Source organism: Streptococcus thermophilus, assembly GCF_010120595.1.
GTDB classification, from domain to species: domain Bacteria; phylum Bacillota; class Bacilli; order Lactobacillales; family Streptococcaceae; genus Streptococcus; species Streptococcus thermophilus.
Window position 1 is genome coordinate 1,090,525 of the sequence record NZ_CP038020.1, and the last position, 21,751, is coordinate 1,112,275.

Annotated in this window: 37 protein-coding genes; 33 read left to right on the forward strand and 4 right to left on the reverse strand. The window is 39.1% G+C overall.

All coding sequences use genetic code 11. The features are described 5' to 3' along the window. Nucleotides 1–34 precede the first annotated feature (34 nt). The 4 genes from E3C75_RS05760 to E3C75_RS05775 all read right to left on the reverse strand — a co-directional run bounded on the left by E3C75_RS05760 (nt 35) and on the right by E3C75_RS05775 (nt 2,579). Entirely contained in the window at nt 35–1,204 is a 1,170-nt protein-coding gene (locus E3C75_RS05760; RefSeq protein WP_111679427.1) for a tyrosine-type recombinase/integrase, read from the reverse strand. Nucleotides 1,205–1,345: 141 nt separating this feature from the next. After that, a complete protein-coding gene (locus tag E3C75_RS05765; protein WP_084828607.1) occupies nt 1,346–1,774 on the reverse strand; it encodes an Ltp family lipoprotein in 429 nt (142 codons plus the stop codon). 79 nt (nt 1,775–1,853) lie between these two features. Beyond that, the gene (locus tag E3C75_RS05770) at nt 1,854–2,222 is read right to left on the reverse strand and encodes an ImmA/IrrE family metallo-endopeptidase (protein WP_111679429.1); all 369 of its coding nucleotides are present in this window, start codon (nt 2,220–2,222) and stop codon (nt 1,854–1,856) included. Nucleotides 2,223–2,228: 6 nt separating this feature from the next. Next, nucleotides 2,229–2,579, reverse strand: a complete 351-nt coding sequence (locus E3C75_RS05775; RefSeq protein ID WP_111679772.1) for a helix-turn-helix domain-containing protein — start codon at nt 2,577–2,579, stop codon at nt 2,229–2,231. Between the two features lie 185 nt (nt 2,580–2,764). Here E3C75_RS05775 and E3C75_RS05780 point away from each other — a divergent pair, with 185 nt between their 5' ends. The 33 genes from E3C75_RS05780 to E3C75_RS05925 all read left to right on the forward strand — a co-directional run bounded on the left by E3C75_RS05780 (nt 2,765) and on the right by E3C75_RS05925 (nt 21,746). Then, complete coding sequence (locus E3C75_RS05780; RefSeq protein WP_111679431.1) at nt 2,765–2,992, forward strand: helix-turn-helix domain-containing protein; 228 nt, start codon at nt 2,765–2,767, stop codon at nt 2,990–2,992. Nucleotides 2,993–3,009: 17 nt separating this feature from the next. Then, the gene (locus E3C75_RS05785) at nt 3,010–3,912 is read left to right on the forward strand and encodes a DUF3102 domain-containing protein (RefSeq protein ID WP_111679433.1); all 903 of its coding nucleotides are present in this window, start codon (nt 3,010–3,012) and stop codon (nt 3,910–3,912) included. Continuing rightward, nucleotides 3,905–4,453 carry an ORF6C domain-containing protein gene (locus E3C75_RS05790; RefSeq protein ID WP_111679435.1) on the forward strand — a complete coding sequence of 183 codons (549 nt, stop codon included), beginning with the start codon at nt 3,905–3,907 and terminating at the stop codon, nt 4,451–4,453. Before E3C75_RS05785 ends, E3C75_RS05790 begins: the two co-directional genes overlap by 8 nt. Before the next feature lie 5 nt (nt 4,454–4,458). Beyond that, nucleotides 4,459–4,728: an excisionase gene (locus tag E3C75_RS05795; RefSeq protein WP_111679437.1), complete on the forward strand. Its 270-nt coding sequence runs from the start codon at nt 4,459–4,461 to the stop codon at nt 4,726–4,728. Next, nucleotides 4,706–5,014, forward strand: a complete 309-nt coding sequence (locus tag E3C75_RS05800) for a hypothetical protein (protein ID WP_111679439.1) — start codon at nt 4,706–4,708, stop codon at nt 5,012–5,014. Before E3C75_RS05795 ends, E3C75_RS05800 begins: the two co-directional genes overlap by 23 nt. A 137-nt stretch (nt 5,015–5,151) precedes the next feature. After that, the gene (locus tag E3C75_RS05805) at nt 5,152–5,415 is read left to right on the forward strand and encodes a hypothetical protein (RefSeq protein ID WP_111679441.1); all 264 of its coding nucleotides are present in this window, start codon (nt 5,152–5,154) and stop codon (nt 5,413–5,415) included. An 18-nt stretch (nt 5,416–5,433) separates the two neighbouring features. After that, complete coding sequence (locus E3C75_RS11130) at nt 5,434–5,592, forward strand: hypothetical protein (protein ID WP_167740659.1); 159 nt, start codon at nt 5,434–5,436, stop codon at nt 5,590–5,592. A gap of 216 nt (nt 5,593–5,808) precedes the next feature. After that, complete coding sequence (locus tag E3C75_RS05810) at nt 5,809–6,657, forward strand: DnaD domain protein (RefSeq protein ID WP_111679443.1); 849 nt, start codon at nt 5,809–5,811, stop codon at nt 6,655–6,657. Between the two features lie 12 nt (nt 6,658–6,669). Beyond that, complete coding sequence (locus tag E3C75_RS05815) at nt 6,670–7,452, forward strand: ATP-binding protein (RefSeq protein WP_111679445.1); 783 nt, start codon at nt 6,670–6,672, stop codon at nt 7,450–7,452. After that, nucleotides 7,449–7,631 (forward strand): hypothetical protein, encoded by a 183-nt coding sequence (locus E3C75_RS05820; protein ID WP_111679447.1) that lies wholly within the window; start codon nt 7,449–7,451, stop codon nt 7,629–7,631. Before E3C75_RS05815 ends, E3C75_RS05820 begins: the two co-directional genes overlap by 4 nt. A 125-nt stretch (nt 7,632–7,756) precedes the next feature. Next, entirely contained in the window at nt 7,757–8,413 is a 657-nt protein-coding gene (locus tag E3C75_RS05825) for an ERF family protein (RefSeq protein ID WP_111679449.1), read from the forward strand. A 2-nt stretch (nt 8,414–8,415) separates the two neighbouring features. Beyond that, the gene (locus E3C75_RS05830; RefSeq protein WP_015980195.1) at nt 8,416–9,375 is read left to right on the forward strand and encodes a DUF1351 domain-containing protein; all 960 of its coding nucleotides are present in this window, start codon (nt 8,416–8,418) and stop codon (nt 9,373–9,375) included. Between the two features lie 20 nt (nt 9,376–9,395). Next, complete coding sequence (gene ssb, locus E3C75_RS05835; protein WP_111679451.1) at nt 9,396–9,860, forward strand: single-stranded DNA-binding protein; 465 nt, start codon at nt 9,396–9,398, stop codon at nt 9,858–9,860. A gap of 9 nt (nt 9,861–9,869) precedes the next feature. Continuing rightward, nucleotides 9,870–10,331 (forward strand): RusA family crossover junction endodeoxyribonuclease, encoded by a 462-nt coding sequence (locus E3C75_RS05840; protein ID WP_111679453.1) that lies wholly within the window; start codon nt 9,870–9,872, stop codon nt 10,329–10,331. Beyond that, nucleotides 10,328–10,567 carry a hypothetical protein gene (locus tag E3C75_RS05845; protein ID WP_111679455.1) on the forward strand — a complete coding sequence of 80 codons (240 nt, stop codon included), beginning with the start codon at nt 10,328–10,330 and terminating at the stop codon, nt 10,565–10,567. Before E3C75_RS05840 ends, E3C75_RS05845 begins: the two co-directional genes overlap by 4 nt. A gap of 38 nt (nt 10,568–10,605) precedes the next feature. Then, nucleotides 10,606–10,728, forward strand: coding sequence for a hypothetical protein (locus E3C75_RS12010; RefSeq protein WP_269460004.1), 123 nt, complete (start codon nt 10,606–10,608; stop codon nt 10,726–10,728). Then, nucleotides 10,725–10,886 (forward strand): DUF7204 family protein, encoded by a 162-nt coding sequence (locus E3C75_RS11135; RefSeq protein ID WP_167740660.1) that lies wholly within the window; start codon nt 10,725–10,727, stop codon nt 10,884–10,886. Before E3C75_RS12010 ends, E3C75_RS11135 begins: the two co-directional genes overlap by 4 nt. A 394-nt stretch (nt 10,887–11,280) precedes the next feature. Then, nucleotides 11,281–11,859 (forward strand): DUF1642 domain-containing protein, encoded by a 579-nt coding sequence (locus E3C75_RS05850; protein ID WP_111679773.1) that lies wholly within the window; start codon nt 11,281–11,283, stop codon nt 11,857–11,859. A gap of 120 nt (nt 11,860–11,979) precedes the next feature. Beyond that, nucleotides 11,980–12,483 carry a DUF1642 domain-containing protein gene (locus tag E3C75_RS05855; protein WP_111679457.1) on the forward strand — a complete coding sequence of 168 codons (504 nt, stop codon included), beginning with the start codon at nt 11,980–11,982 and terminating at the stop codon, nt 12,481–12,483. Continuing rightward, a complete protein-coding gene (locus E3C75_RS11610; RefSeq protein ID WP_111679459.1) occupies nt 12,484–12,906 on the forward strand; it encodes a helix-turn-helix domain-containing protein in 423 nt (140 codons plus the stop codon). It begins immediately after the preceding gene. Continuing rightward, nucleotides 12,875–13,183, forward strand: coding sequence for a DUF1372 family protein (locus E3C75_RS05865; RefSeq protein WP_111679461.1), 309 nt, complete (start codon nt 12,875–12,877; stop codon nt 13,181–13,183). The genes E3C75_RS11610 and E3C75_RS05865 overlap by 32 nt, the downstream gene beginning before the upstream one ends. Continuing rightward, entirely contained in the window at nt 13,180–13,614 is a 435-nt protein-coding gene (locus E3C75_RS05870; protein WP_111679463.1) for a YopX family protein, read from the forward strand. The genes E3C75_RS05865 and E3C75_RS05870 overlap by 4 nt, the downstream gene beginning before the upstream one ends. Then, nucleotides 13,611–13,859, forward strand: coding sequence for a hypothetical protein (locus tag E3C75_RS05875; protein WP_111679465.1), 249 nt, complete (start codon nt 13,611–13,613; stop codon nt 13,857–13,859). The genes E3C75_RS05870 and E3C75_RS05875 overlap by 4 nt, the downstream gene beginning before the upstream one ends. Then, nucleotides 13,856–13,942, forward strand: a complete 87-nt coding sequence (locus E3C75_RS12250; RefSeq protein ID WP_111679467.1) for a YopX family protein — start codon at nt 13,856–13,858, stop codon at nt 13,940–13,942. The genes E3C75_RS05875 and E3C75_RS12250 overlap by 4 nt, the downstream gene beginning before the upstream one ends. Next, nucleotides 13,929–14,636, forward strand: a complete 708-nt coding sequence (locus E3C75_RS05885) for a DUF1340 domain-containing protein (protein ID WP_111679469.1) — start codon at nt 13,929–13,931, stop codon at nt 14,634–14,636. Before E3C75_RS12250 ends, E3C75_RS05885 begins: the two co-directional genes overlap by 14 nt. 212 nt (nt 14,637–14,848) lie before the next feature. After that, nucleotides 14,849–15,265: an ArpU family phage packaging/lysis transcriptional regulator gene (locus tag E3C75_RS05890; protein WP_084828630.1), complete on the forward strand. Its 417-nt coding sequence runs from the start codon at nt 14,849–14,851 to the stop codon at nt 15,263–15,265. A 181-nt stretch (nt 15,266–15,446) separates the two neighbouring features. Further along, nucleotides 15,447–15,899, forward strand: coding sequence for a terminase small subunit (locus E3C75_RS05895; protein WP_231907522.1), 453 nt, complete (start codon nt 15,447–15,449; stop codon nt 15,897–15,899). Beyond that, nucleotides 15,886–17,121, forward strand: coding sequence for a PBSX family phage terminase large subunit (locus tag E3C75_RS05900; protein ID WP_111679473.1), 1,236 nt, complete (start codon nt 15,886–15,888; stop codon nt 17,119–17,121). Before E3C75_RS05895 ends, E3C75_RS05900 begins: the two co-directional genes overlap by 14 nt. Nucleotides 17,122–17,129: 8 nt before the next feature. Next, complete coding sequence (locus E3C75_RS05905; protein WP_111679475.1) at nt 17,130–18,629, forward strand: phage portal protein; 1,500 nt, start codon at nt 17,130–17,132, stop codon at nt 18,627–18,629. A 3-nt stretch (nt 18,630–18,632) separates the two neighbouring features. Beyond that, nucleotides 18,633–19,526: a phage minor head protein gene (locus tag E3C75_RS05910; protein ID WP_111679477.1), complete on the forward strand. Its 894-nt coding sequence runs from the start codon at nt 18,633–18,635 to the stop codon at nt 19,524–19,526. Nucleotides 19,527–19,707: 181 nt separating this feature from the next. Beyond that, the gene (locus tag E3C75_RS05915) at nt 19,708–20,301 is read left to right on the forward strand and encodes a DUF4355 domain-containing protein (RefSeq protein WP_111679479.1); all 594 of its coding nucleotides are present in this window, start codon (nt 19,708–19,710) and stop codon (nt 20,299–20,301) included. Between the two features lie 16 nt (nt 20,302–20,317). Beyond that, the gene (locus E3C75_RS05920; RefSeq protein ID WP_111679480.1) at nt 20,318–20,677 is read left to right on the forward strand and encodes a hypothetical protein; all 360 of its coding nucleotides are present in this window, start codon (nt 20,318–20,320) and stop codon (nt 20,675–20,677) included. A 22-nt stretch (nt 20,678–20,699) separates the two neighbouring features. After that, on the forward strand, nt 20,700–21,746 hold the full coding sequence (locus E3C75_RS05925) for a major capsid protein (RefSeq protein WP_111679482.1): 1,047 nt from the start codon (nt 20,700–20,702) through the stop codon (nt 21,744–21,746). The last annotated feature ends 5 nt before the right edge of the window (nt 21,747–21,751 follow it).

Genomic DNA, 21,751 nt, shown 5'->3' on the forward strand with positions numbered 1-21,751 from the left:
GAACTCTAGGTTGAACCTAGGGTTCTTTTTTATACTAAAGGGGCAAGGAAGGGGCAAAATTATTTGTTATGACATTATCTAAAATATTGACGGCTTGGTCTTTCATGTTTCTTGTGACGTGAGTATAGATGCTAGTAGTGACTTCCGAGTCAGCATGACCAACCCTATCCATGATAGTTTTTAGTGGAACATTGTTCTCAGCCAGTATGCTTATGGTGGTATGCCTGAAAATGTGAGGGGATAGATGCTTATCGATAGGTTTTTCCAATCTGGCATTAGCCCGTTGGAGTGATGCACTCAAAATAGTGCTGTGGATAGGTTTGCCAGTATTTGTCGTGAAAATCTTATCGCTATGATACCAATCTGGATTGGTTGTTTCACTTAACTCTTTTAACTCTAGCATCTGGTCAATGATTTCCATTTCTCGATTAGTTAGGTATGTAGTTCGGTAACTAGCGACTGTTTTTGTTCCTTCATTCTCTGGTATGTATCTGTTGAAAGAGGTGTGTATATCCAAAGAACGTGTTTCCTTGTGATAGTCTGAAACAGTCAGACCAGCTAATTCGCCAATACGACAACCATTCAAGAGCATAAACTCGCACGCTAGAGCATATCTCAGTGTTATGTCTTTTCGGTAGAGCTCTCTCAGTAATCGACTGTATTCGTCTGGTTCTAAGTATTTATTCTTGGCGGCTTGCTTTTTCTCAAGTTTATTCTTTTTCTTTGGTAATCGTGCCTTTCTCGACGGATTATCGCTAATCAATTGTTGATCAATAGCATAATCGAAGAATGTATTTAATACCGTCTTGGCACGATATTTCTGTGAATCTGTCCAGTCTTCAGTGTCTAGCAAGGATTGGATAAGTCTGACATTGATATTTGATAGGATAGTTCCTTGTTCGATAGCGTCAGATATTCGCTTAACGGATGCTGCAAGGCTCTTGATTGAGCTTAACTTAATCTGTTTTTGATGAAATTCCCACCACTCGTTGAAAGCACTATGGAACGATACATTAGTAGTGCTTGATGACTCTATTTTCTGAGCTATCTTATCATCAAGCAAGCGTTGAGCTTCTTTCTTTGCTCGATTTGAGCAACTAGTAAGCGTTACAGATACTCTCTTCCATTTTTCAGTATAGGCGTCCTTGTATCTTTCGAAATATTTATATTTTCCATTTGGTAACTCTTCTACCCACATTGTCATATCTCCTTAATTTTGATAAAATGGGTACAGAAAAAGAAAAACATAACCTTATTGGTTTGTTTAACTATGATTGTGTTTTCTATTTTCTGTGATGCTAAGCTCTATAATCTAACTTTGGCGAGGGAGATTATAGGTCTTTTTTTATTTAAGATTAGCAACAGCGTAGTCAGCTTCTTCTTGAGTGAATTTGTCAAAATTTACCAATTGATCACGTATTGCGTCTGGGGACATGGCTAAAGTGTCTTGATATTGCTTCGCTTTTTCAAGAGCCTGTTTGTTATAGTCAATACCAGCGTTGTCTACAGCGTAGTCAGAAGCCTCTTGAGAGTACTTTTCAAAACTTACTAGTTGAGAACGCAACCCCTCCTTAGACATGGGAACAGTACTAGCGTACTGCTTAGCTTTGCTCACCGCCGTTCTGTACTCTTTAGGCACTTTGCTCTCACTTGATTGCTCGGTTTTAGCCTCTGACGTCTTGCTAGTCTGAGAAGACGTGCTTTTGGTTTGAGAACAAGCAGCAAGAGCAATAATAGAAAGGCTTAGTAAGCCAAAAGACAATAATTTTTTCATAAAATTTCCTCCCAGCTTTTAACGTGATTCAGTTTTTGCACGTAGTTTTAAACTTTATAAATATCTACGACCTGTTTATTCAGGTTTCTATTAACTTTAAGTATTCATTTTTTACAAAAGTCTCATCACAAATAGTGGTGAGATTGTATTTTTTCATGAAGTGTATATAGTTAAAATTGTCCAGATTTTCGTTTTTCAACAGTTCATGGATCATATTTCTATTTGCTTGAGCCTCATATTTCTCTCGCAGACGCTCATAGTGTTTAGGGTCGTGTTCTAAGTGCCCTAATTCGTGCAGTAGGACCTTTAAACGTCTTTCGGTTGGTAAATCCCTATTGATGTAGACCACACGGTTAATAGGGTCTAAAAACCCATCTCGTGGCCACTGGCTAGAGCTAAATTCACAAAGAGAAACGCCGAACTGCTCAAGCAATTCACTTTCATTCATAAAGCCTCACTTTTCCTTGCTACTCATATAACCTGCAATAATACCACGGATAGCACGTTTATCATCATCAGTCAGCGGTTTGCCATCGAACATCATGGCATTTGCTATTATTTCATCGATATCGGTTGGAGAAGTATCTTTCGGGCTAGGTTTCACATTCAAGAATTGTTCTGTTGTTAAACCTAAAGCGCGAGCGAAATCATCAGCTTTATTCAGCGGGAACACCCGACTACCTGAAAGATATCTTGATAAAGTCGATTTTGAAACCCCAGCTTTATTTGCTAATTCTGACATTGACATGGAACTGTTGTCTAAATAGCTTTTTATTAGTGAAATAATTTCATCGTTGTTTCTCATGCATTTTTTCCTTTATTTAATAGTATAAACATTATACAACAGTTCCCAAAAATAAACAATATGTTCCCAGAAATAAACTTTTTTTATATTTTTTTTATTTTTTTGTTGACAAACGGGAACACATTAGATATACTATAATTGTTCCAAGGAACAAGTAATAAAAATCAAAAGAAAGGAGATAACCTATGAAAGTTGATTTGCTTCGTGTGAAGGCCGAGCGGGTAGCAAAGGGATATACACAGGCACAGATGGCTGAACGAATGGGTTTAGCTCGTGACCAGTATAATAAGAGAGAAAATGGAAGAATCTCATTTTCTGCTGACGAACTTATTACACTAGCCAACCTTTTAGGATATAACAAAGATGAAATTGGTATTTTTTTTAAACAAATCGTTCCCGAAACGCAACAATAATATTAGAAAGGAACTAGATGAACGAAATAGCATTATCAAATAATCTTTCTCAAATTGAGTTAGAGATAAAACACCATAAGCAAATTGCTGGGCAATCAATTTGGGAAATTGGGAGAAGATTACAACACGTCAAAGAAAATAATCTCGTTCACGGAGATTTCGGAAAATGGCTAGATGACATAAAAATTTCACACAGTGAAGCTAGAAAGATGATGACGATAGCGAAACAACTCTCTTCAAATCGTTCAACGTTGAACGATTTAGGGACATCAGCCCTCTACTTAATCGCAACACTTCCAGAGGAAGAGAAGCAAGAGCAAATTGAAAAGATTGAACAAGGAGAATCACCAACAGTCAGAGAATTGCAAGAGGTAAGACGTCGTCTCAAACTCAAAGACCAAGCACTGGAAGCGGTCAAGGGTGAATTGGAACGTGTCAAACGAACAAAGGTCACTGAAAAGGTAATTGAAAAGGAAATCATCCCACAAGATTACCAAGCTACGCAAGACCTCAACAAACAACTACTAGGCAAAAATAAAGACCTAGCGGACGAGCTTGATTCAGTCAAAAGGAGCTTACGACTTAAGGAAGCATCTTATGAAATGCTCGAAAAAGAAACATCAGAAGCATTAGCCTTGAAAGAGTCTATTGAGCACTTACGAGCTGATAAGGAAAAGCTAGAAAATAGCGTGACTAATATCTTTAATCTCAGTAAGCTTGTTACCAAGTTTGAAGACTTCTTTGACGAAGAAATGGCACCGCTCAGATTTAAAACGCTTATTCAAGGCATTGGAAAAGACGCTCAGATTGAAAAACTCAGAGATATCTTGACACTAACTGAAAATTGGCTAGACGAAATGAACAAGATTATCCCAGAGAATGGAAGAACAATTATAGAAGGAGAAATCATAAATGAGTAAGAAGAAAAGTAAGAAAGACAACGTTCTTATCGAGACAGTAAAAATGCAAGGCGAACAAGCTATGCAACTCGTCAAACAAGCGAAATTTAACCAAAACTTATTGGATGAAGTGATTGGTTTGAAAGACGAAATGGATAGAAATGTTAGAAAGACTAATCAAAAGCTAACTGACATTGAGTTGCTTGTCGAAGAAGTCAACAAGAAAGTCCATATTGATGACGGTGAAGCTACGAAAATCAAAAGCATTGTTTTCCGAAAAGCTGGCGTGTTTGCTGACTTCTACTTTGAAGAACAGAAAACACATCCAAGTGATAACTTGTTCGCATCTAAGAAGGGGCAATTTATTCGCTTGATGTACTCACGCTTGAAGAAAGCTTTTAACGTCACAAAATACACTAACATCAAGCACGTTGACGCTGAGAAGGCAGTTAAGTTTTTGGAAGATTTATCTTACGACGATTTTACAAAATTTGAAATTCGTGAGACACCAAAACAAAAAGAGCTTATCGCTCTAGAAAAAGGATTTAAAGAAATCGGGTAACGTTTATGGAAATTACTTACAAACCAGTCGGAGTTAACGAGACCGCTGAGTGGGGGGACTACGACCACCTCATGCAGCGGTGGGAAGGTCTAGGAAAGTCAATGGCAAAGAACCTCATTCGAGAAATGAGGGACAACAAAGACTTCAAAAACTATGTAGTAAACCCAACGCACAAACTGGTTTTCATCAACTATGAAGGGTTTAAGTCCTTCATAGAGTGGAAAACTAGAAACAGATTCAAGGAGAAAAAACATGGCAAACAATCATCATATTAGAAGTTTGGTAGCTTGTGCTATCCAATTCAAAAAAGATTTTGACAAGATGGAAGGTGGCATCCCTGCTCTCGACAATATTACGGAGTTAATCCTCTACATCAATCAGACGATGGTTTTGTCTGACAAAGTCAAGAGCAAACTCGATGACATCGACACAAAATGTCTGATTTACAGAGATGTCTGCAGAAAACCAGACATCTCAGACAGCAAACGCAGAGATCTATTTAAAGATGTAGCAATCGATTTTATTGCTACATCAAGAAAGCACAATATTTTAGATCTTTAGAAAAATATCCCTAACCGTAGCGATGGGCTAGTGAGGAACTTAAAAAGTACCAACGATTGACATTTATATACCTCCTTAACATATATAAAAGTCTCACTAGTCCATTGGTGCGGTTAGGGTAAGAGAAAGGAATTTAAATGGCAAATATTGAATACAAGAAAATTCAAACTGTTCTAGGGAATAACTGGCACGTCGTTGTCGACGACGACTGGTTGTTTTATCCATGCGGAAAAGATTTAGATGAAGTGAAAAAATTCGTTAAAATCTTTGAATATGAAATCGTTGAAAAACGATATAGCGAAGAAAACTATGGTTTGGGATTCTATATCTGCGGATACAACGGGGACGCTCAAAATCGTTTATGCGATAAATGGGCAGAACGTGGTGTCCATGTATTTTAATAAAAGAGGAGAAACAAAATGAAAATTTTTAACTGGATTTGGTCAAACAAGAAAACAGAAACAGTAGAAGTCCCAAAGTGGACGTCATGGGAAGAAAATGAACGCAAATACGAAGCACGCCAAGCGTATGAGCGCCAGCAAGTAGCAAAAATGCGAGCTGAAAATAAACAATACTAGTATTTAAACCGTTTCAATCCGTAGCCACTCCCCGATGTACGGAGTGCAACTAAATACCCCAAAATATAAATAAAATAAATATAAACAAAAAATACCTTCTTGAAAATTCAATATTTACGAAGTACGTCGGGGGATGGGTGCGGATTGAACGCGCTAAAAAAACACGGGTAATTGCCCGTGTCGTAAAAAAAACATTCTATGGAGATTATAACATAAATGACTAAGAATAAAACTAAAACTAAAGTCTATTTTTGGCTTAAATTTGATAAAAAATTCTTTGACAACTTGTTTATTAAACGACTTAGGAACATGAGCGGTGGCTATGCAATGACCGTAATTTATATCCGACTCATGCTTGAGAGTTTAGAAACTGATTGCGTTCTGTATTATGAAGGCTATTTGGACAACTTAATTCAAGAGCTAGCACTTAAGTTAGATGTTAGCGAGGATGATGTCAACATGACAATGGCTTACTTTACAAAATGTGGTCTTATCCAAATCGACACAGACGGAAATGCTAAATTTCCGCAAGCTGAAGCTTTGCTCGAACAAGAAACAAACTGGGCACGATACCAGCGAGAGAATCGAAAAAAAAAAGTTGGACAAATTCCAACCAAATTGGACAATGTCCAGCCGATGTCCAACCAGTGTCCAACAGAGATAGAGATAGAGAAAGAGAAAGATACAGAGTTAAAAATAGATATAGAGACAGAAGTAGAAGCAGAGAGTAGAAAGCCATCTTCTGCTGCTGATGGTCAATCTGATTTAAATATCTTTGAATACTATCAAGAAAGGATTGGGCCACTAGATGGCTATCAAATGGAAAAACTAAAAGATTACATTGATTTAGATAAGATGGAAACCATGTTAGTCAAACGTGCCATAGATAGAGCGGCTGACAATTCTAAACGCTCTTTTGGATATATCAATTCTATCTTAAAATCTTGGGCACAGAATGGAATCAAAACAATTGCCCAACAAGACGAAGAACAGCGAAGTTTTGAGGGCCGTAAGAATAACGACAACCAAACCGCTAAATTTGGACCAGCTTGCAGTAAGTATTAAGGAGTCACTTCTATGAGTTTAGAACAGACAGCTAGACAGATGCGACAGCTATATATGACTACTAGTGATAAATACTGCGAGAAGCACAATCGAAACTTTGTCACTATTCAGCTACCAAACAGCAAGCCATACACTGTATGTGAGACGTGCCATCGTGAAGAGCAAGAGCGACAGAATTCTATTAAAGCACAAGAACAGTTTGAGCGTGAGCAAGAGCAGAAACGTCTATACTTCCTAAAAGATTTCAGTTTGATGGATGATGATTTGAGAAGTGCCAGCTTTGAAAATTACCACGCTATTACTAAAGAGCAAAAAGAAGACCTAAAGAACGTTAGAGGTCAACTAAAGGGATACCTAGACGGACTTGACTACAATATCGTCCTCATCGGTGATACTGGTGTCGGTAAGAGCCATCTAGCCTATTCAGCGCTTAAGGCCTTATCAGACCACACTAAGAAGATGGGGTTATTCATCAACGTTGTCGACTTGCTAGCCAAAATCAAGGAAGATTTCAGCCTAGAAGCAGAATACATCAGACGTATATCTGAATCTGAGTGGCTTGTATTGGATGATGTGGGCACTGAAAAAGTAACAGAGTGGTCTAGCGGTATCTTATACAGCATATTGAACAAGCGCACAAAGACAATCATAACGACAAACTTAAGCCCACAGGACATCATGGGCACATATGGTAAACGTGTATATTCAAGGATTTTCAAGAAGACTGGACTGGGAACTACTAACGAACACGTTTACAAGTTTAAAACACAGCAAGACAAGAGGATGATGCTATGACAGAAACAGAAGTTAAACTAAAGCTCTTTGAGGACTACGAGCGTATTAATGGGCTTGTAGTATCAGAAGGGCACAAACAGAAAATGATGGATGAATTAGATTTATACTCATTCATCAGTAAAATCAACGAATATATGTATTTTGCTAAGAAATCAACGCAGATTTTTAGCCAACACTAGAAAACCCTTCTAAAATCGATTTTAAGGCGTGTGTCTTGCTAGTTAGTATAAATAGACTAGTAAACCGTTAAAATTGTACTACACCCCATTAAATTGAGAATTAAGGGCATAGAAAGGGAGACAACATGGAAGAAATGACGTTTACTGAATTGCAACAAAAAATGCAGCTTGAGAAAAAGAAAGAAGGATCTGCAAAGTACGCTTCAAGGCACGTTGAAGACATTTATAACGTCTTTAAAAATTTGAAATCGAACTGGAACGTAGTAGTAAATTATGAACTTGTTGAATTTTCTGGAAAGACTTTCATCAAGGCGATTGCAACAGCATCTAACAAAGATGAAAAAGTGCAAGCACAAGCGTTTGCAGAGTTGTCTCCAGTGCCGATTTTGAAAACGCGCAACGGAGAGTTAAAGCAAATGAATGAGCCTCAGTGGGTAGGAGCTGTACAATCTTATGCTGGAAAGTATGCCTTGCAAGCATTATTTGCAATCGGAGAGGAAGATGTTGACCACTTCGAAGTGGCAGAACAGAGTATGAGACCAAACCAGAATCACAATCAAATGCAAAGCCATCAACAAGCTAATTATATCAACCAGCAACAGCACAATCAGATTAATCAACTAATTGATGAGTTAGCGAAGGTAACAGGTCAACCGGTTGAAACCGTGGCCCGTTACTATTTGGGAAAGTATAAGCTAAACAATTTTAGCGAATTGTTGACGACTGGGTTCGATATTTTAGCGAACGACATTCAAGATAAAATAAAACAACGGAAGGGTTAAATATGAAAGACATTACCAATAATTTTCTTAAAACTATAGAGCCAAAATACACGCCAGGAACAATTAGATTTGATTTTGAAGCGTTTGATAAAGCTATACAAAAGGCAGTCAGTGAGCTATCTAATGAGCAGCTCGATGGCTTGGAATATAACGAGATCAAGAAAGAAATCACGCGCTACAAATCTCTTTACGACAATTTAGAAAGAAAACGCAAAGATATCTCAAAAGTATATAAGAATCCGCTTGTTGAATTTGAGGCGAATTTGAAGAAATCATACACACCATTAAAGGGACTTCTCAACACTTTGAGAGAAAAGCGGGATGAGATTGAAGAGCATCAAAAAATGCTCAGAGTTGACCATGTTAGATACGTTTTTGAAGAAAAGTGCGAACTTGCTGGGCTTGATAAGGATACGTTTAAAGAAAAGTATAATGACTTCTCTTTGAAAGGCTGTTTCAGAACTAACAAGATTGAACTTAAAAAGGAAACAGTGGAAAAGATTGATACCCTTATTTTGGCCGAGTATGACCGACTTGAGGAATACAAGGCAAATATCGACATGATTAAGGAACATACTCATGAGTATGAGCTACCAGCTGCCCCGTATGTCAGAGAGTTGCAAAATGGTACACCGTTTGTTGAAGTTTTGAGACAGATGAAAAAAGACCGCGATACAGCTATCGAGGTCAAGCGACAAGCAGAGGCTAAAAAACAAGCAGAGGCCGAACACTTGGCAGAAATTGAAGCACTAGCTAAACAATCGGCTAGCGAGGATATTAAGGCAGTCAATGCCGAAACTGGTGAAGTTATCGAAGACATCAAACCAGTCGAAGAAGAATCTGTGAAACTTAGCGAGCCTTACAAGGTTAACTTATCACTAACTTTTTGCAGGGGTGAAAAGCAATGGCATCAATTTGCTAAATTGCTGGAAGATAACTTTATAAACTATGAAATTTTATAATTTTTAAGAGGAGAAAAAACATGATTAACAATACAGTTTTAGTTGGAAGATTAACTAAAGACCCAGAGTTTAAATACACAGGTAGCAACATCGCAGTCGCATCTTTCAGTCTTGCGGTTAACCGTAATTTTAAAGACGCTAACGGAGAGCGTGAAACTGACTTTATTAACTGTGTCATTTGGCGACAACAGGCTGAAAATTTGGCTAACTGGGCCAAAAAAGGGGCATTGATTGGCATTACTGGACGCATTCAAACACGTAGCTACGAGAATCAGCAAGGTCAACGAGTATATGTGACAGAAGTTGTCGCTGAAAATTTTCAAATGCTAGAAAGTCGTGCAGCTCGTGAGGGTGGCAATGCTAATGGTGGTTATAATCAACAACCGCAACAGCAAGCACCAAACAATTCAAGAGAAAGTAGCCCATTCGGCCCATTCGGGGGTAGAAATCCTATGGACATCAGTGATGATGGCCTACCATTCTAATATACTGCTATGAAGATGATTTTAAATATAGATCCCAAACCTCAAACGAGACCACGTTTCAGTAAGTTTGGGACTTATGAAGACCCTAAAATGAAAGCGTGGAGACGCGAATGTTCACAGCTCATTGAGCAAGAATATGACGGACAATTCTTCGATGGACCAATCTCGGTAGATGTCACGTTTTACATGAAAGCACCCTTGAACGTATCAAAAAAGCCAACGCCAAAAGCTAGAGCTAAAACGTGGGATGCATTCAAGAAATTCATGGCTGAAAAACTTTGGCATATCAGAAAGCCAGATATTGATAATCTTGTCAAATCACTTTTTGATAGTATCTCAAACGCTGGATACAACAAATTGGACAAGAAGGGTATTGTTTGGACGGATGATAGTATCGTTTGCAAATTGAGCGCACAGAAACGATATAGTGAAAATCCACGTATTGAATTTGAAATCAAGGAGCTGGAATGAAAAGCAAAGTTAAGGATAAGTTGGTTGGCATCTATGCACCAGGTCATTACGATCATACTAGCGTGCTAGAGCAGACGCAAGAGTTTGATAGATGGTTTTTAGAAAACCACGAAGACATAGACTTAATCAGCGATAAGTTAGGAATTAGTACAAATAAACTCAACAGGATACTGACGCTAGAGAAGTTACCAGATGATGAATTACTAAAGGAGATGGGAGAATTATGCAGAAAGTAAAGGAATATGCTCTTTATAAAGGAGATGAACTACTGGCTATGGGCACGAAACGTGAGATTGCTAAGCAGTTAGGAATTTCAGTGCGTTCCGTTACTTGCTACGGAACACCGTCATACGCAAAAAGAACAAGTGAAAACGCAAAGAGATTAGTAGAGTTATGAAATACAAAGTTATTACATATTATGACCACATTGAAGATGATGTAGAAATTTATTATAACAAGGATAATGCTCTCAATAGAGTGCATCATTTGAGAGGTGTTAAATATAGAAATTCGAGAATGTATACAGTAGAGATGAAAGAGGAAGCAGATGAATAAACAGGAAGCGATTGAGAAGATCGAGAATGCAAACGAAGAGGTAGAAAAATGAGGGAACTTGAATTAATTAAACAAAGATTGAAATTGAACATTAGAGAGTATACAAAAATTATTGAAAAAGATAATCGTAGCGTTACACGATTAAAACGGTTGGGTATTGAAATCCGTAGGGACATGCTGATGGTAGAAGATAATTATTGGGAGTATCTATTGATGGAGGTGGATGAATGAACGGAAAAGATAAAATAAAAAAATGTAAAGAATGTTTGGGTTAAGGGTTTTATTGATAAAAAAGGTGACATTATTATTCCAGTCAATAACGAAGGTGCGATTCATATAATTAAAGCACCTTATAAAAATGAAGCAGTATGGAAATACGATGAAGAGGAAACAGATGAAACAGAATGATTTTTACGAAGTGGATGGGTGTACGGATTTTATACCTGTAAAATTAATTGAAGAACATAAACATTTAATGAATACTTTAGAACTTGAAGTGGCGGAATCAGGATTTAGAACTTTTGCACCAAATATATATAAGTTTCCGAAAGTAGACGAACCACAGAAAGTTACAGTGCCAAAGTTTGTGGCGGAGTGGATAAAAAAATATAAGGAAGAGGGATGTAGGCTATCTCATGCTTTAGAGGATGTTTTCGATGATGTTGAATTAAGTTTATATATCAAGCAACAAGAGGATGATTACACAGAAATTATAGCGAAAGCATGGTTATCCTATCCTAACATTATAGTCGAGCAAGAAAAACTTTACACCGTTGAAATACCAAATCCGAACAGTATAGGTGGAAAACTAGTGTTGTTTAAACAACAAAGTACAGGGAGGTTAATACTTGACATGTTAAACCCTAACATTAACAAACCAAAATATCTACACCTCACCGAATCTGAAATAAAGCAAGATTTTGAATGGGCTTGGCAGTTTGCGAAAGAGGTGGAAAATGAAACAAAAATTTAGAGCTTGGACAGAAGAAGGCGAAGTGATGTATTACGATGTCTATCCTTTCAAAGACGATGCTTTATTGCTAAGCTATGACGAACAAACAACCATTAGTTGACGGTTGAAAGTGAGGAATATATGAATAAGCAGGAAGCGATTAAGGAAATTAAGAAACAGAGCACGCAAGCATATGACGATTTTGCAATAATGCGAGACACAGCTATCCATATTGTTAACCAAATCCACGAACCAGAAAAACCTGTAGTTCCACAATTTGTGGCGGATTGGATTTGCGTTTGCAAAGAGAATTTACCTTTAACTTTAGCAGATGCTATGAATCTTAATGTATTAAGGGCTAACAATCAAGACGAAAAAACAATCCATTGGATTAGAATTAATCAAGAAACTTTTGCCATAGCTTGGATTTATGGTTATGAGGTTGAGAAAGAGAAGATGTATAGGGTTATTCTCAAAAGAAACAGTGAATCACCTGACTACTTAGTGGATACTGTAACAAATGGCTTCCGTTTCTACAACAACATATACACGGACAAAAGGGAGCACACCCGAAAAGAGCTAGAAGCTAATGGGTTCGGTTGGGTGTTCGACTGCGATGGTATTGAAGTAGAAGAGGTGAAGTAAGTGGATAGAATTAAGCAGTTACGAAAAGATAAAGGGTTATCTCAACAAGCACTAGCAGAGCAAATAGGTTTGCATTATAGAACATTGCAGAACTGGGAAAATGGGTACGGAGAAATCAGTATAGGAAAAGCCAAAAAGCTAGCTGAATACTTTGGCGTTAGCGTTGGTTATCTATTAGGTATTGATGATGTATCAGCAAAGGACAATATCACTGATCTAATCGCTAAGGTTAACGAGTGGGCTATTAGCAACGGATTAGATAAAAGTGACCCTAAGACTCAATGGAAGAAAGCAATAGATGGTGATATGTTGGAAACAATCATTGAAATAGCTCACCAATTAAACCTATTGGCATACGAAGAGATTAAAAACCGAAAAGGGAAGATGATAAATGGAACGTTTGTTAAAGAAGAGGACTTATAACGAGCTGGCAGTCGCCACAATTCTACTAGTGGTGTCGCTAGCGATTAACGTGACCACTGTTCTACGAGTGGTTAACAGACCAGTGAAACCTATTATCGTGTATAAGGCCGATAATGCCGCTATAATGCATGGGAAAATCACAGGTAAGCAGATGATAGGGAAATTATACACGATCGATTGTGGGGCGTATGGCAAGTTTCTAGTGACTAAAGAACAATACAACAGTGTTAACGTTGGTGATGATATACCTAGCTATTTGAAAGGAAGAGGACAATGATACCAAGATACAGAGCATGGGACAAAATCCGTAAAACAATGTATGAAGATGAGGATATAATCGCTATGAGTTTCGAGGATAAGAGTATTTGTATACAGACAATTTATTTTGGACACGGATTACCAGATAGCTTTGAACAAGGATTACCAGATAGCAGGGATTTAGATTACTACGATTTCGATGACATAGTTTTAATGCAATCAACAGGTTTGACTGATTATAACGGTAGAGAAATATTCGAAGGAGATATAGTGAAAATGTCTATGAATTTCTATTCTAATCCAACCTATTACGAAGTTGTAAGAAGCATAGGGGGAACATACCGACTTGAATCTTCGCAGCATGGATGTGAATTGTGGCTACGACATGCTGACTGCTATATTGTAGGAAACATCTACGAAAATACAGAATTATTAGAGGAACTGAAATGAATAAACGACAACGAAAGAAACAGTACACAAGAGCATTTAGCAAGGCTTATGACGAAAGTCTTAAATACAAACATTTTGAACGAAATATATCAATATCTACATTCACAAATCCAAGAGGAATACCAATTATGCTTCTTTCACTAAACAAAAGCATAAATTACAACTTTAGTCATGATGAATTGCCAGAAATATCAATCGAAGGTTGCAGTGTGGGATACAAACTATTAAAAGATTGGTTGGAATGAATAAACGAAAACGAAAAATCATCGGAAATATCTATGAAAATCCAGAATTACTTGAGGAGTTGTTAAGCCATGAAGAAATATGAATACGCTGGATTGACTAAAGAGCTATATCAACGGCTAACTCTAGAGTTTGATGCATTGAGGGAAGAACATCGTAGGACACTAACTCAATACATAATGGAAACCAAGATATGCAATAGAATGGCGGCTAGAAAATATTTTCAAAGGTTTGATAATGTAGTTAAGGAACGCTCGAAGCTTTCACCTTTAACTCTGGAAGATATGCGTGAGTATCTTACGAACGGTCTAGTGAACGACTTACAAGAGTATCTGTTAGAGAACTACTCTGCCAGAAGTGGGTCATGTAAGCCAAATGCTGATAAAACTAACGCTGGGCTGACTAAGGAACTTTTTCGAGAGCTTCGCAAGGAAATCGAAGTATTAAGAGCAGAAAACCGTAACCGTGTAGTGAACTATATCATGGAAGTGAAAGGCTGCACAAATCGACAAGCTCAAACAATCCTAACAGCAATTAACACAGTATATACAGAAATTGGAGTTTTAACACCTAGAAAATTGATACAACTAGAAGGACTTCTTTCTAGAGAATTATTCGGAAAGATAGCTAAGTACGTCTTTAATAAGTATGAGTGGCCAGAAAGCCTAGACAAAGAGGTTGATCGGATTTATTTAGAATATCGCACCAAAGGTGATCTCGGTCGTAATAAAGAAAGTGTTAAACGTACATTATATAAAGCGATTTCAATGGGCTTGTGAGGGTTCGAATCCCTCACTAGCTATTGTCTGTCGTTACTAGGTAACTTTTTCGACCAAACGTCAAGCTGACAGACCTTGACACCAATTAAATAGCAAAAGGCTTTGATGGCATCTTTTGCTAGAAAGGAGGACAAAAAAAGACCGGCAATAAACGCCAGCCCTCTCTTTTTGGAAAATAACAATACTATTATAACACAAAAAGGGGTCGAATAATGCTGTTGCCGGAAATTGATGAAAAAGCAACTATTAGAGGTTGCAAGCGAAAACTTCGAGAATATCCACGGTGGCGAGAGATTGCACACGATAGCTCTGAGCAAAAAATAACGCAAGAGTTTACGTTTATGCCCCGTGGCACAGGTGGAGTAAATAAGCCAGTTGAAAACATTGCAATTAGGCGAGTTGATGCACTTAATGAGTTGGAAGCTATAGAGCAGGCCGTCAGTGGTCTATATCGTCCAGATTATCGTAGGATACTGATAGAAAAATATCTAGAGTTTCCACCCAAACCCAACTGGCAGATAGCTCAATCAATCGGCTTTGAACGCACTGCATTCCAAGAGCTTTTAAACAACTCTATCCTAGCTTTCGCAGAATTGTATCGTGATGGTCGGTTAATTGTGGAGCGTTGAAAAAAATGGTATTTTAGCGGAATTTTCACGGTCTCTATTAACTGTTTTAAGTGGTATTATTATATTATCGAAGAAGAAAAGGAAGACGGCTCATTTGTGGGCTGTCTTTTTTTGATTAAGTAATGAAGGAGGTGGACATATTGGGCTAAATCAACGACAGAAAATATTTGCGGATGAATACTTGATTTCTGGCATAGCTTACAATGCGGCTCTTAAAGCTGGATATTCTGAAAATTACTCTAAAACTAGAGCTCATAAATTGTTAGAAAATGACAGAATCAAGGCTTATATCGAAGAACGACTGAAAGAGCTTGAGAAGAAGAAAATAGCAAAACAAGACGAAGTTATGCAAGTCTTCACTTCGATTTTACGTCAAGAACTCATGGAAGAAGTCGTAGAGCTGAACGCCGCTACAGGTCAGTTTGTTAAAACTAAGAAGCCTCCGTCCATCTCCGAGGTCATCAAGGCAGGTAGTGAGCTTATGAAACGCTATCCGACAGAGAAACAAGCTGAGAAAATGCAACTTGAGATTGAGAAACTCAAGGCCCAAGTTGGTGGTGATGAGGGTCAAGATGAGAAAATAGCTGGCTTCCTTGACATCATTAAAGGAGCTGTAAGCGATGGACTTGAGTAAGCTCTATACCAAGAGACAGTTAGAAGTGCTTAACTATATCTGGAATCACGATTGGTTTATCTGTGGTCTTCACGGCGCTAAGCGAGCAGGCAAGACCGTCGTTAACAACGATACGTTTGTGACCGAGTTAAGCCGTGTGAGGAAGATTGCAGACCGTTTGGGTGTGGATGAACCTATTTACATCCTAGCGGGTACGTCGTCGACTTCGATACAGAATAACGTGTTGCAAGAGCTTTATAATAAATACGGATTTGAGCCTAGATATGACAAACATGGCTCTTTTGTTTTTTGTGGAGTTAAAGTTGTCCAAGTTTACACTGGTTCAATTAGTGGTCTTAAACGTGCCCGCGGTTTTACAGCGTTCGGCGCTTATGTTAATGAGGCATCACTTGCTAACGAGGTTGTTTTCAAGGAGATTATATCACGGTGCTCAGGTGAGGGGGCTCGTATAGTTTGGGACAGTAACCCAGACAACCCTAACCATTGGCTTAATCGTGATTACATCGGCAAGAATGATGGCAAAATTATAGATTTTAGTTTCAAGCTTGATGACAATACGTTCCTGTCAAAACGCTATATCGATTCTATTAAGGCAGCTACGCCAAAGGGTAAATTCTACTCTAGAGATATTCTAGGACTCTGGACAGTAGCAGAGGGATCTATATACGCTGATTATGACAGTAAGATACACGTAGTTGATGAATTGCCAGAAATGAAACGCTACTTTGGTGGCATCGACTGGGGATATACTCACTACGGATCAATCGTGATTGTTGGCGAGGGTGTAGATGGCAATTACTATCTCGTTGACGGTGTAGCGGCACAATTCAAAGAGATAGACTGGTGGGTAGAACAAGCTAGAAAGCTAACCAACATCTACGGTAATATGCCATTTTATGCTGATAGTGCCCGCCCTGAACACGTAGCAAGATTTGAGAGTGAAGGATTTGATATTAGTAACGCTAACAAGTCAGTGATAGCTGGCATCGAGCTTATCGCTAAATTATTCAAAGAACAGAAATTATACGTTAAGCGGGGATTTGTACCTCGCTTTTTTGATGAGATATACCAGTACCGATGGAAAGAGAATAGCACGAAAGATGAACCATTGAAAGAATTTGATGACGTGCTTGATAGTGTGAGATACGCTATATATTCTGATTATGTCATCGGTAGTACAGAACGAGCAAGCTATGATGACTTGCTCAGTATGTTTAGTTAGGAGAAGTGATGGAACAAACACTATTTACAGATAGTACAGGACAAGACCAAGTTTTAAACTTGCGATTCCATCGAGAATCACGCATTCGCTATCGAGCTGATAGCTTAGAGGAAGTCATGGTTAATAATTGGGAATTGTTGAAGAATTTCATCAATCACCATAAATTGAGACAAGCGCCACGAATTCAAGAGCTTATGGACTACGCACGGGGAGAGAATCATGACATTCTCAAGTCTGGCAGACGTAAAGACAAAGAGATGTCAGACAAGCGCGCAGTCCATAATTACGGCCGTATGATTAGCAAATTCAAAACTGGGTATCTTGCTGGTAACCCCATACGAGTTGAATATGAGGACGAAGACGGTGGCACTCAAAATAATGAGGCAATTAAACGCCTAGGGCGTATTAATGACATCGATACACACAACAGAACGCTTATTAGAGACTTGTCGCAAGTTGGTCGAGCTTATGAGCTTATCTATCGCAGTGAGTACGATGAGACGCGTATCAAGAGGCTCAACCCACTAGAGACGTTTGTAATCTATGACAACTCTCTAGAAGACAATTCAGTTGCGGCTGTCCGTTATTATAAGCGTGGTCTCTTAGATGGTGCTAAGGAAGTTATCGAAGTTTACACATCTGAATATATCTATACTCTTGACGCTTCGGATGATTTTGCAGAGATATCAATCACACCTCATGCATTTGGTACTGTGCCAATTACTGAGTTTCTGAATAACGTTGACGGCATTGGTGATTATGAGACTGAACTCTACTTAATTGACTTATATGATAGTGCAGAATCTGACACAGCTAACCACATGTGTGATATGGCTGACGCTATCCTTGCGATTTATGGAGATTTGGCATTACCTAAAGGCATGGATGCCAGCGATATGAAACGCACGCGCCTCATGCAACTTAAACCGCCTAAATCGGCAGATGGCAAAGAGGGAACGATAAGAGCTGAGTACCTCACGAAGTCTTATGACGTTACTGGTGTTGAGGCTTATAAGACTCGACTAAATAAAGACATTCATATTTTTACTAGTACGCCAGACATGTCTGACGAGAATTTCAGCGGCAACGCCTCAGGCGAAGCTCTTAAATATAAGCTGTTTGGGTTAGACCAGGATCGTATCGACACGCAGTCAGAGTTTACTAAAGGGCTTAAACGTCGCTATCGTCTCGCTGCTCGTATTGGCTCACTAGTCAATGAGTTTAAAGGCTTCGATGAGAGTCTACTAACAGTTATCTTTACACCAAACTTACCACGTTCGCTTGCTGAACAAGTGGAAGTATTATCAGGTTTAGGTGGTCAAGTCTCTCAAGAGACAGCTCTGAGCCTATCAGGTTTGGTTGAAAGTCCTAGTGAGGAATTGGAGAAGATTAACAAAGAGGCGTCTGAAATTGAATTTGACGGCTACTCTAGTAAGTTTTCCGAACAAGTAGGGGAATATGCTGACAGCGAAGAAATAGACAGCGTAGACAATGCCGCGGAGGAGTAACGTATGACATACTGGTCTGAACGTATCCAACGAGAACGAGAGCGAACAAACAAAAAGACAGAGGCAGAGTTAAAAAAAGAACTCAAAGACCTCTATCGGATGCAACTGGCCGAACTCCGAAAAGAGTTGAATGCCTATATTCAGAATTTTTCTAAAAAAAATGGGCTAGCTATTGAAGAAGCAAAAAAACGAGCTGACGATTTTGATGTTAAGGGCTTTGAAAGTAAAGCAAGGCGCTATGTTGAAAACAAAGATTTCAGCGCTAAAGCTAACGAGGAACTAAGAAATTACAATTTCTCGATGTCTGTCGGTAGGCGAGAGCTTCTTATTCATCAGTTAGAGCTTGAACTAATGGCTCTGGCTAATGATGAAGAAAAAATCATACAGAGACATCTGAATGACGCTTATAAAGCTGAAATGGCAAGAGGTAGCCTATTAGATCAAACTGTTCTAAAGGGCAACATCCTAGCGCGTGCGATGGAGACAGCTGTCAAAGCAAACTTTGAGGGTGCTACGTGGTCTGAAAGAATTTGGGGCAGAAATGAACAACTAAGGCAGTTAGTTAGAACAGAGGTAACGCGGGCACTTATTCGAGGCGATAACGGCATAACAATCGCCCGACGGATTCGAAAGCATATGGATGCCTCTCGCAAAGACGCAGAGCGCTTAGCTATTACTGAGCACGCTAGAGTACAGACACTAGCGCAGCAGGACATCATCAAAGAAAATGGATACAAGTTTTTTAAACTAATGCCAGAGAGTCGAGCTTGTTCGATTTGTAGAGGTATAGGAAGTGGAACGGAAAGGAAACCCGTTAGAATTACCGACATGCAAATCGGAACTAACGCGCCGCCTATACATCCTTATTGCAGATGTGCAATAGCTGAGGTCGAATAGTGCACCACTTTTAAGAAACAACCGAGGTCGTGCCTCGGGTGGTGTATAGGGCTTAAAAAGGCCCTAAATAAAAACTAGCGTGGCTCGTAAGTGAATACACTAGACAAGACTAGATAAGGAGTAGCTAACCATATCGTGGCTTAGAAAGTGTATAGCTTGTGGGACTAGATAGGAGAACAAAATGGAAACAGATAACACAACAGTTGAAACGATCGAAACTGAGGAAGTAAGCCAAGACGTTGAGCATGACGTTGAGTCAGATCAATCGAGCGACTTTCAAGCACCGAAATCACAGTCAGAACTTGATAGTATTGTAAACAAAGCAGTCCAAACTGCTTTGAAGAATCAGAAAAAGAGCGAAGAAACTCGAATCAATGAGGCAATCGCTAAAGCGTTAAAGAAAGAACAAGACTATTCTAAATTATCGGCTGCTGAGCGGGCTAGCAAGGAATTTGAAGACCAAAAAGCAGAATTTGAGAAGCAGGTGGCACAGTTTGAACTTGAAAAACTCAACATGGCCGTTAAGGAGGACCTCGTTTCTAAGGGGTTGCCGGTTGAATTGGCTGAAATGTTTAGCCATGCCGGAAACGCCGCCGAGGCTCTTAAGATGGTCGGAACATTTGAGAAAGTCTTCAACGATGCCGTAGCTGAGAAAGTAAAGACTACCATCCGCCAGAATGCGCCTAAAGCGGCAAGCGTTGGCGGCACTCAGACTGATAATTTTGGGGCCAAACTTGCTAAGTCTACGAACGTGACGACTGCTCGTCTTATCTAAGAAAGGAAAGGGAAATATGTCATTATCAAAAATTTTCGATACATCTAACATTGTCCGCTCACTACCTTATAAGGCAGTAGCGGCAACTGTAGATAAAACTTACGCCGGTGTAGAAGTCGATGGGAAGAAATACGTCAAGGCCGGAACGTTGGTAGCTGGTAAAGATGGTTCAATCTTTGACGACCGCACAAAAACAGTTGTAGAAAACAAAACAGCACCAGAGGGAATCGTTCTATATGACGTAGATTTGACACGCGACAACGCTGTTTCAGTGCTCTACGCTGGTGAGGTTTATAAAGAAAAAGTTAACGGCGGAGATGTAACTGACGCTGTTAAGAAAGCTTTGCCACTTGTGAAATTCATCGCTGAAAAATAATAAAAAGGGGGACTATTAAAACATGGGACTTATTTATGATAAAGTTACCGCGGCAAATATCGCTGGATATTTCAATGCGTTACAAGAAAATATCAATTCAACTTTGGGTGAGTCGATTTTCCCAGCACGCAAACAATTAGGAACTAAATTATCTTATATCAAGGGGGCATCTGGTCAAGCCGTTGCTTTGAAAGCCGCAGCCTTTGATACCAATGTAACAATCCGTGACCGTGTTAGTGCTGATGTTCATGATGAACAAATGCCATTCTTTAAAGAGGCTTTACTAGTTAAAGAAAACGACCGTCAACAGCTTAATCTTGTAAAAGACACTGGCAACGAGGCACTTATTAACACAATTGTAGCCGGAATCTTTAACGATGATGTTACTCTTATTAACGGTGCACGCGCTCGCCTCGAAGCTATGCGTATGCAAGTGCTTGCAACTGGTAAGATCGCTTTTACAAGCGGCGGTGTTAATAAAGATATTGACTATGGTGTAAAACCTGACCATAAGAAACAAGTAACTACTAGCTGGGCTGAACCAAAAGCAACTCCTCTCGCTGACCTTGAGGAAGCTATTGAGACAGCGCGTGAGCTTGGTCTTAATCCAGAGCGTGCGATTTTGAACGCTAAAACATTCGGGCTTATCCGTAAGGCTGCATCTACAGCCAAAGCTATCAAACCACTTGCAGCTGATGGCGGAGCAGTTACTAAAGCAGAGCTCGAGAATTATATTGCTGACAATTTCGGAGTGGAGATTGTTATTGAAAACGGTACATACCGAAATGACAAAGGCGAAGTTTCTAAATTCTTCCCAGACGGTCACTTGACTCTTATCCCTAACGGACCTCTTGGAAACACTGTATTTGGAACAACTCCAGAAGAATCTGATCTATTCGCTGACAACACAGTTAACGCTGACGTTGCAATCGTTGATAACGGTATCGCAGTTACAACTACCAAGACTACTGACCCAGTTAACGTACAAACTAAGGTGTCAATGGTAGCATTGCCATCATTTGAACGCTTGGATGATGTGTACATGTTGACTGTTATTCCAGCGGTATAACCAGA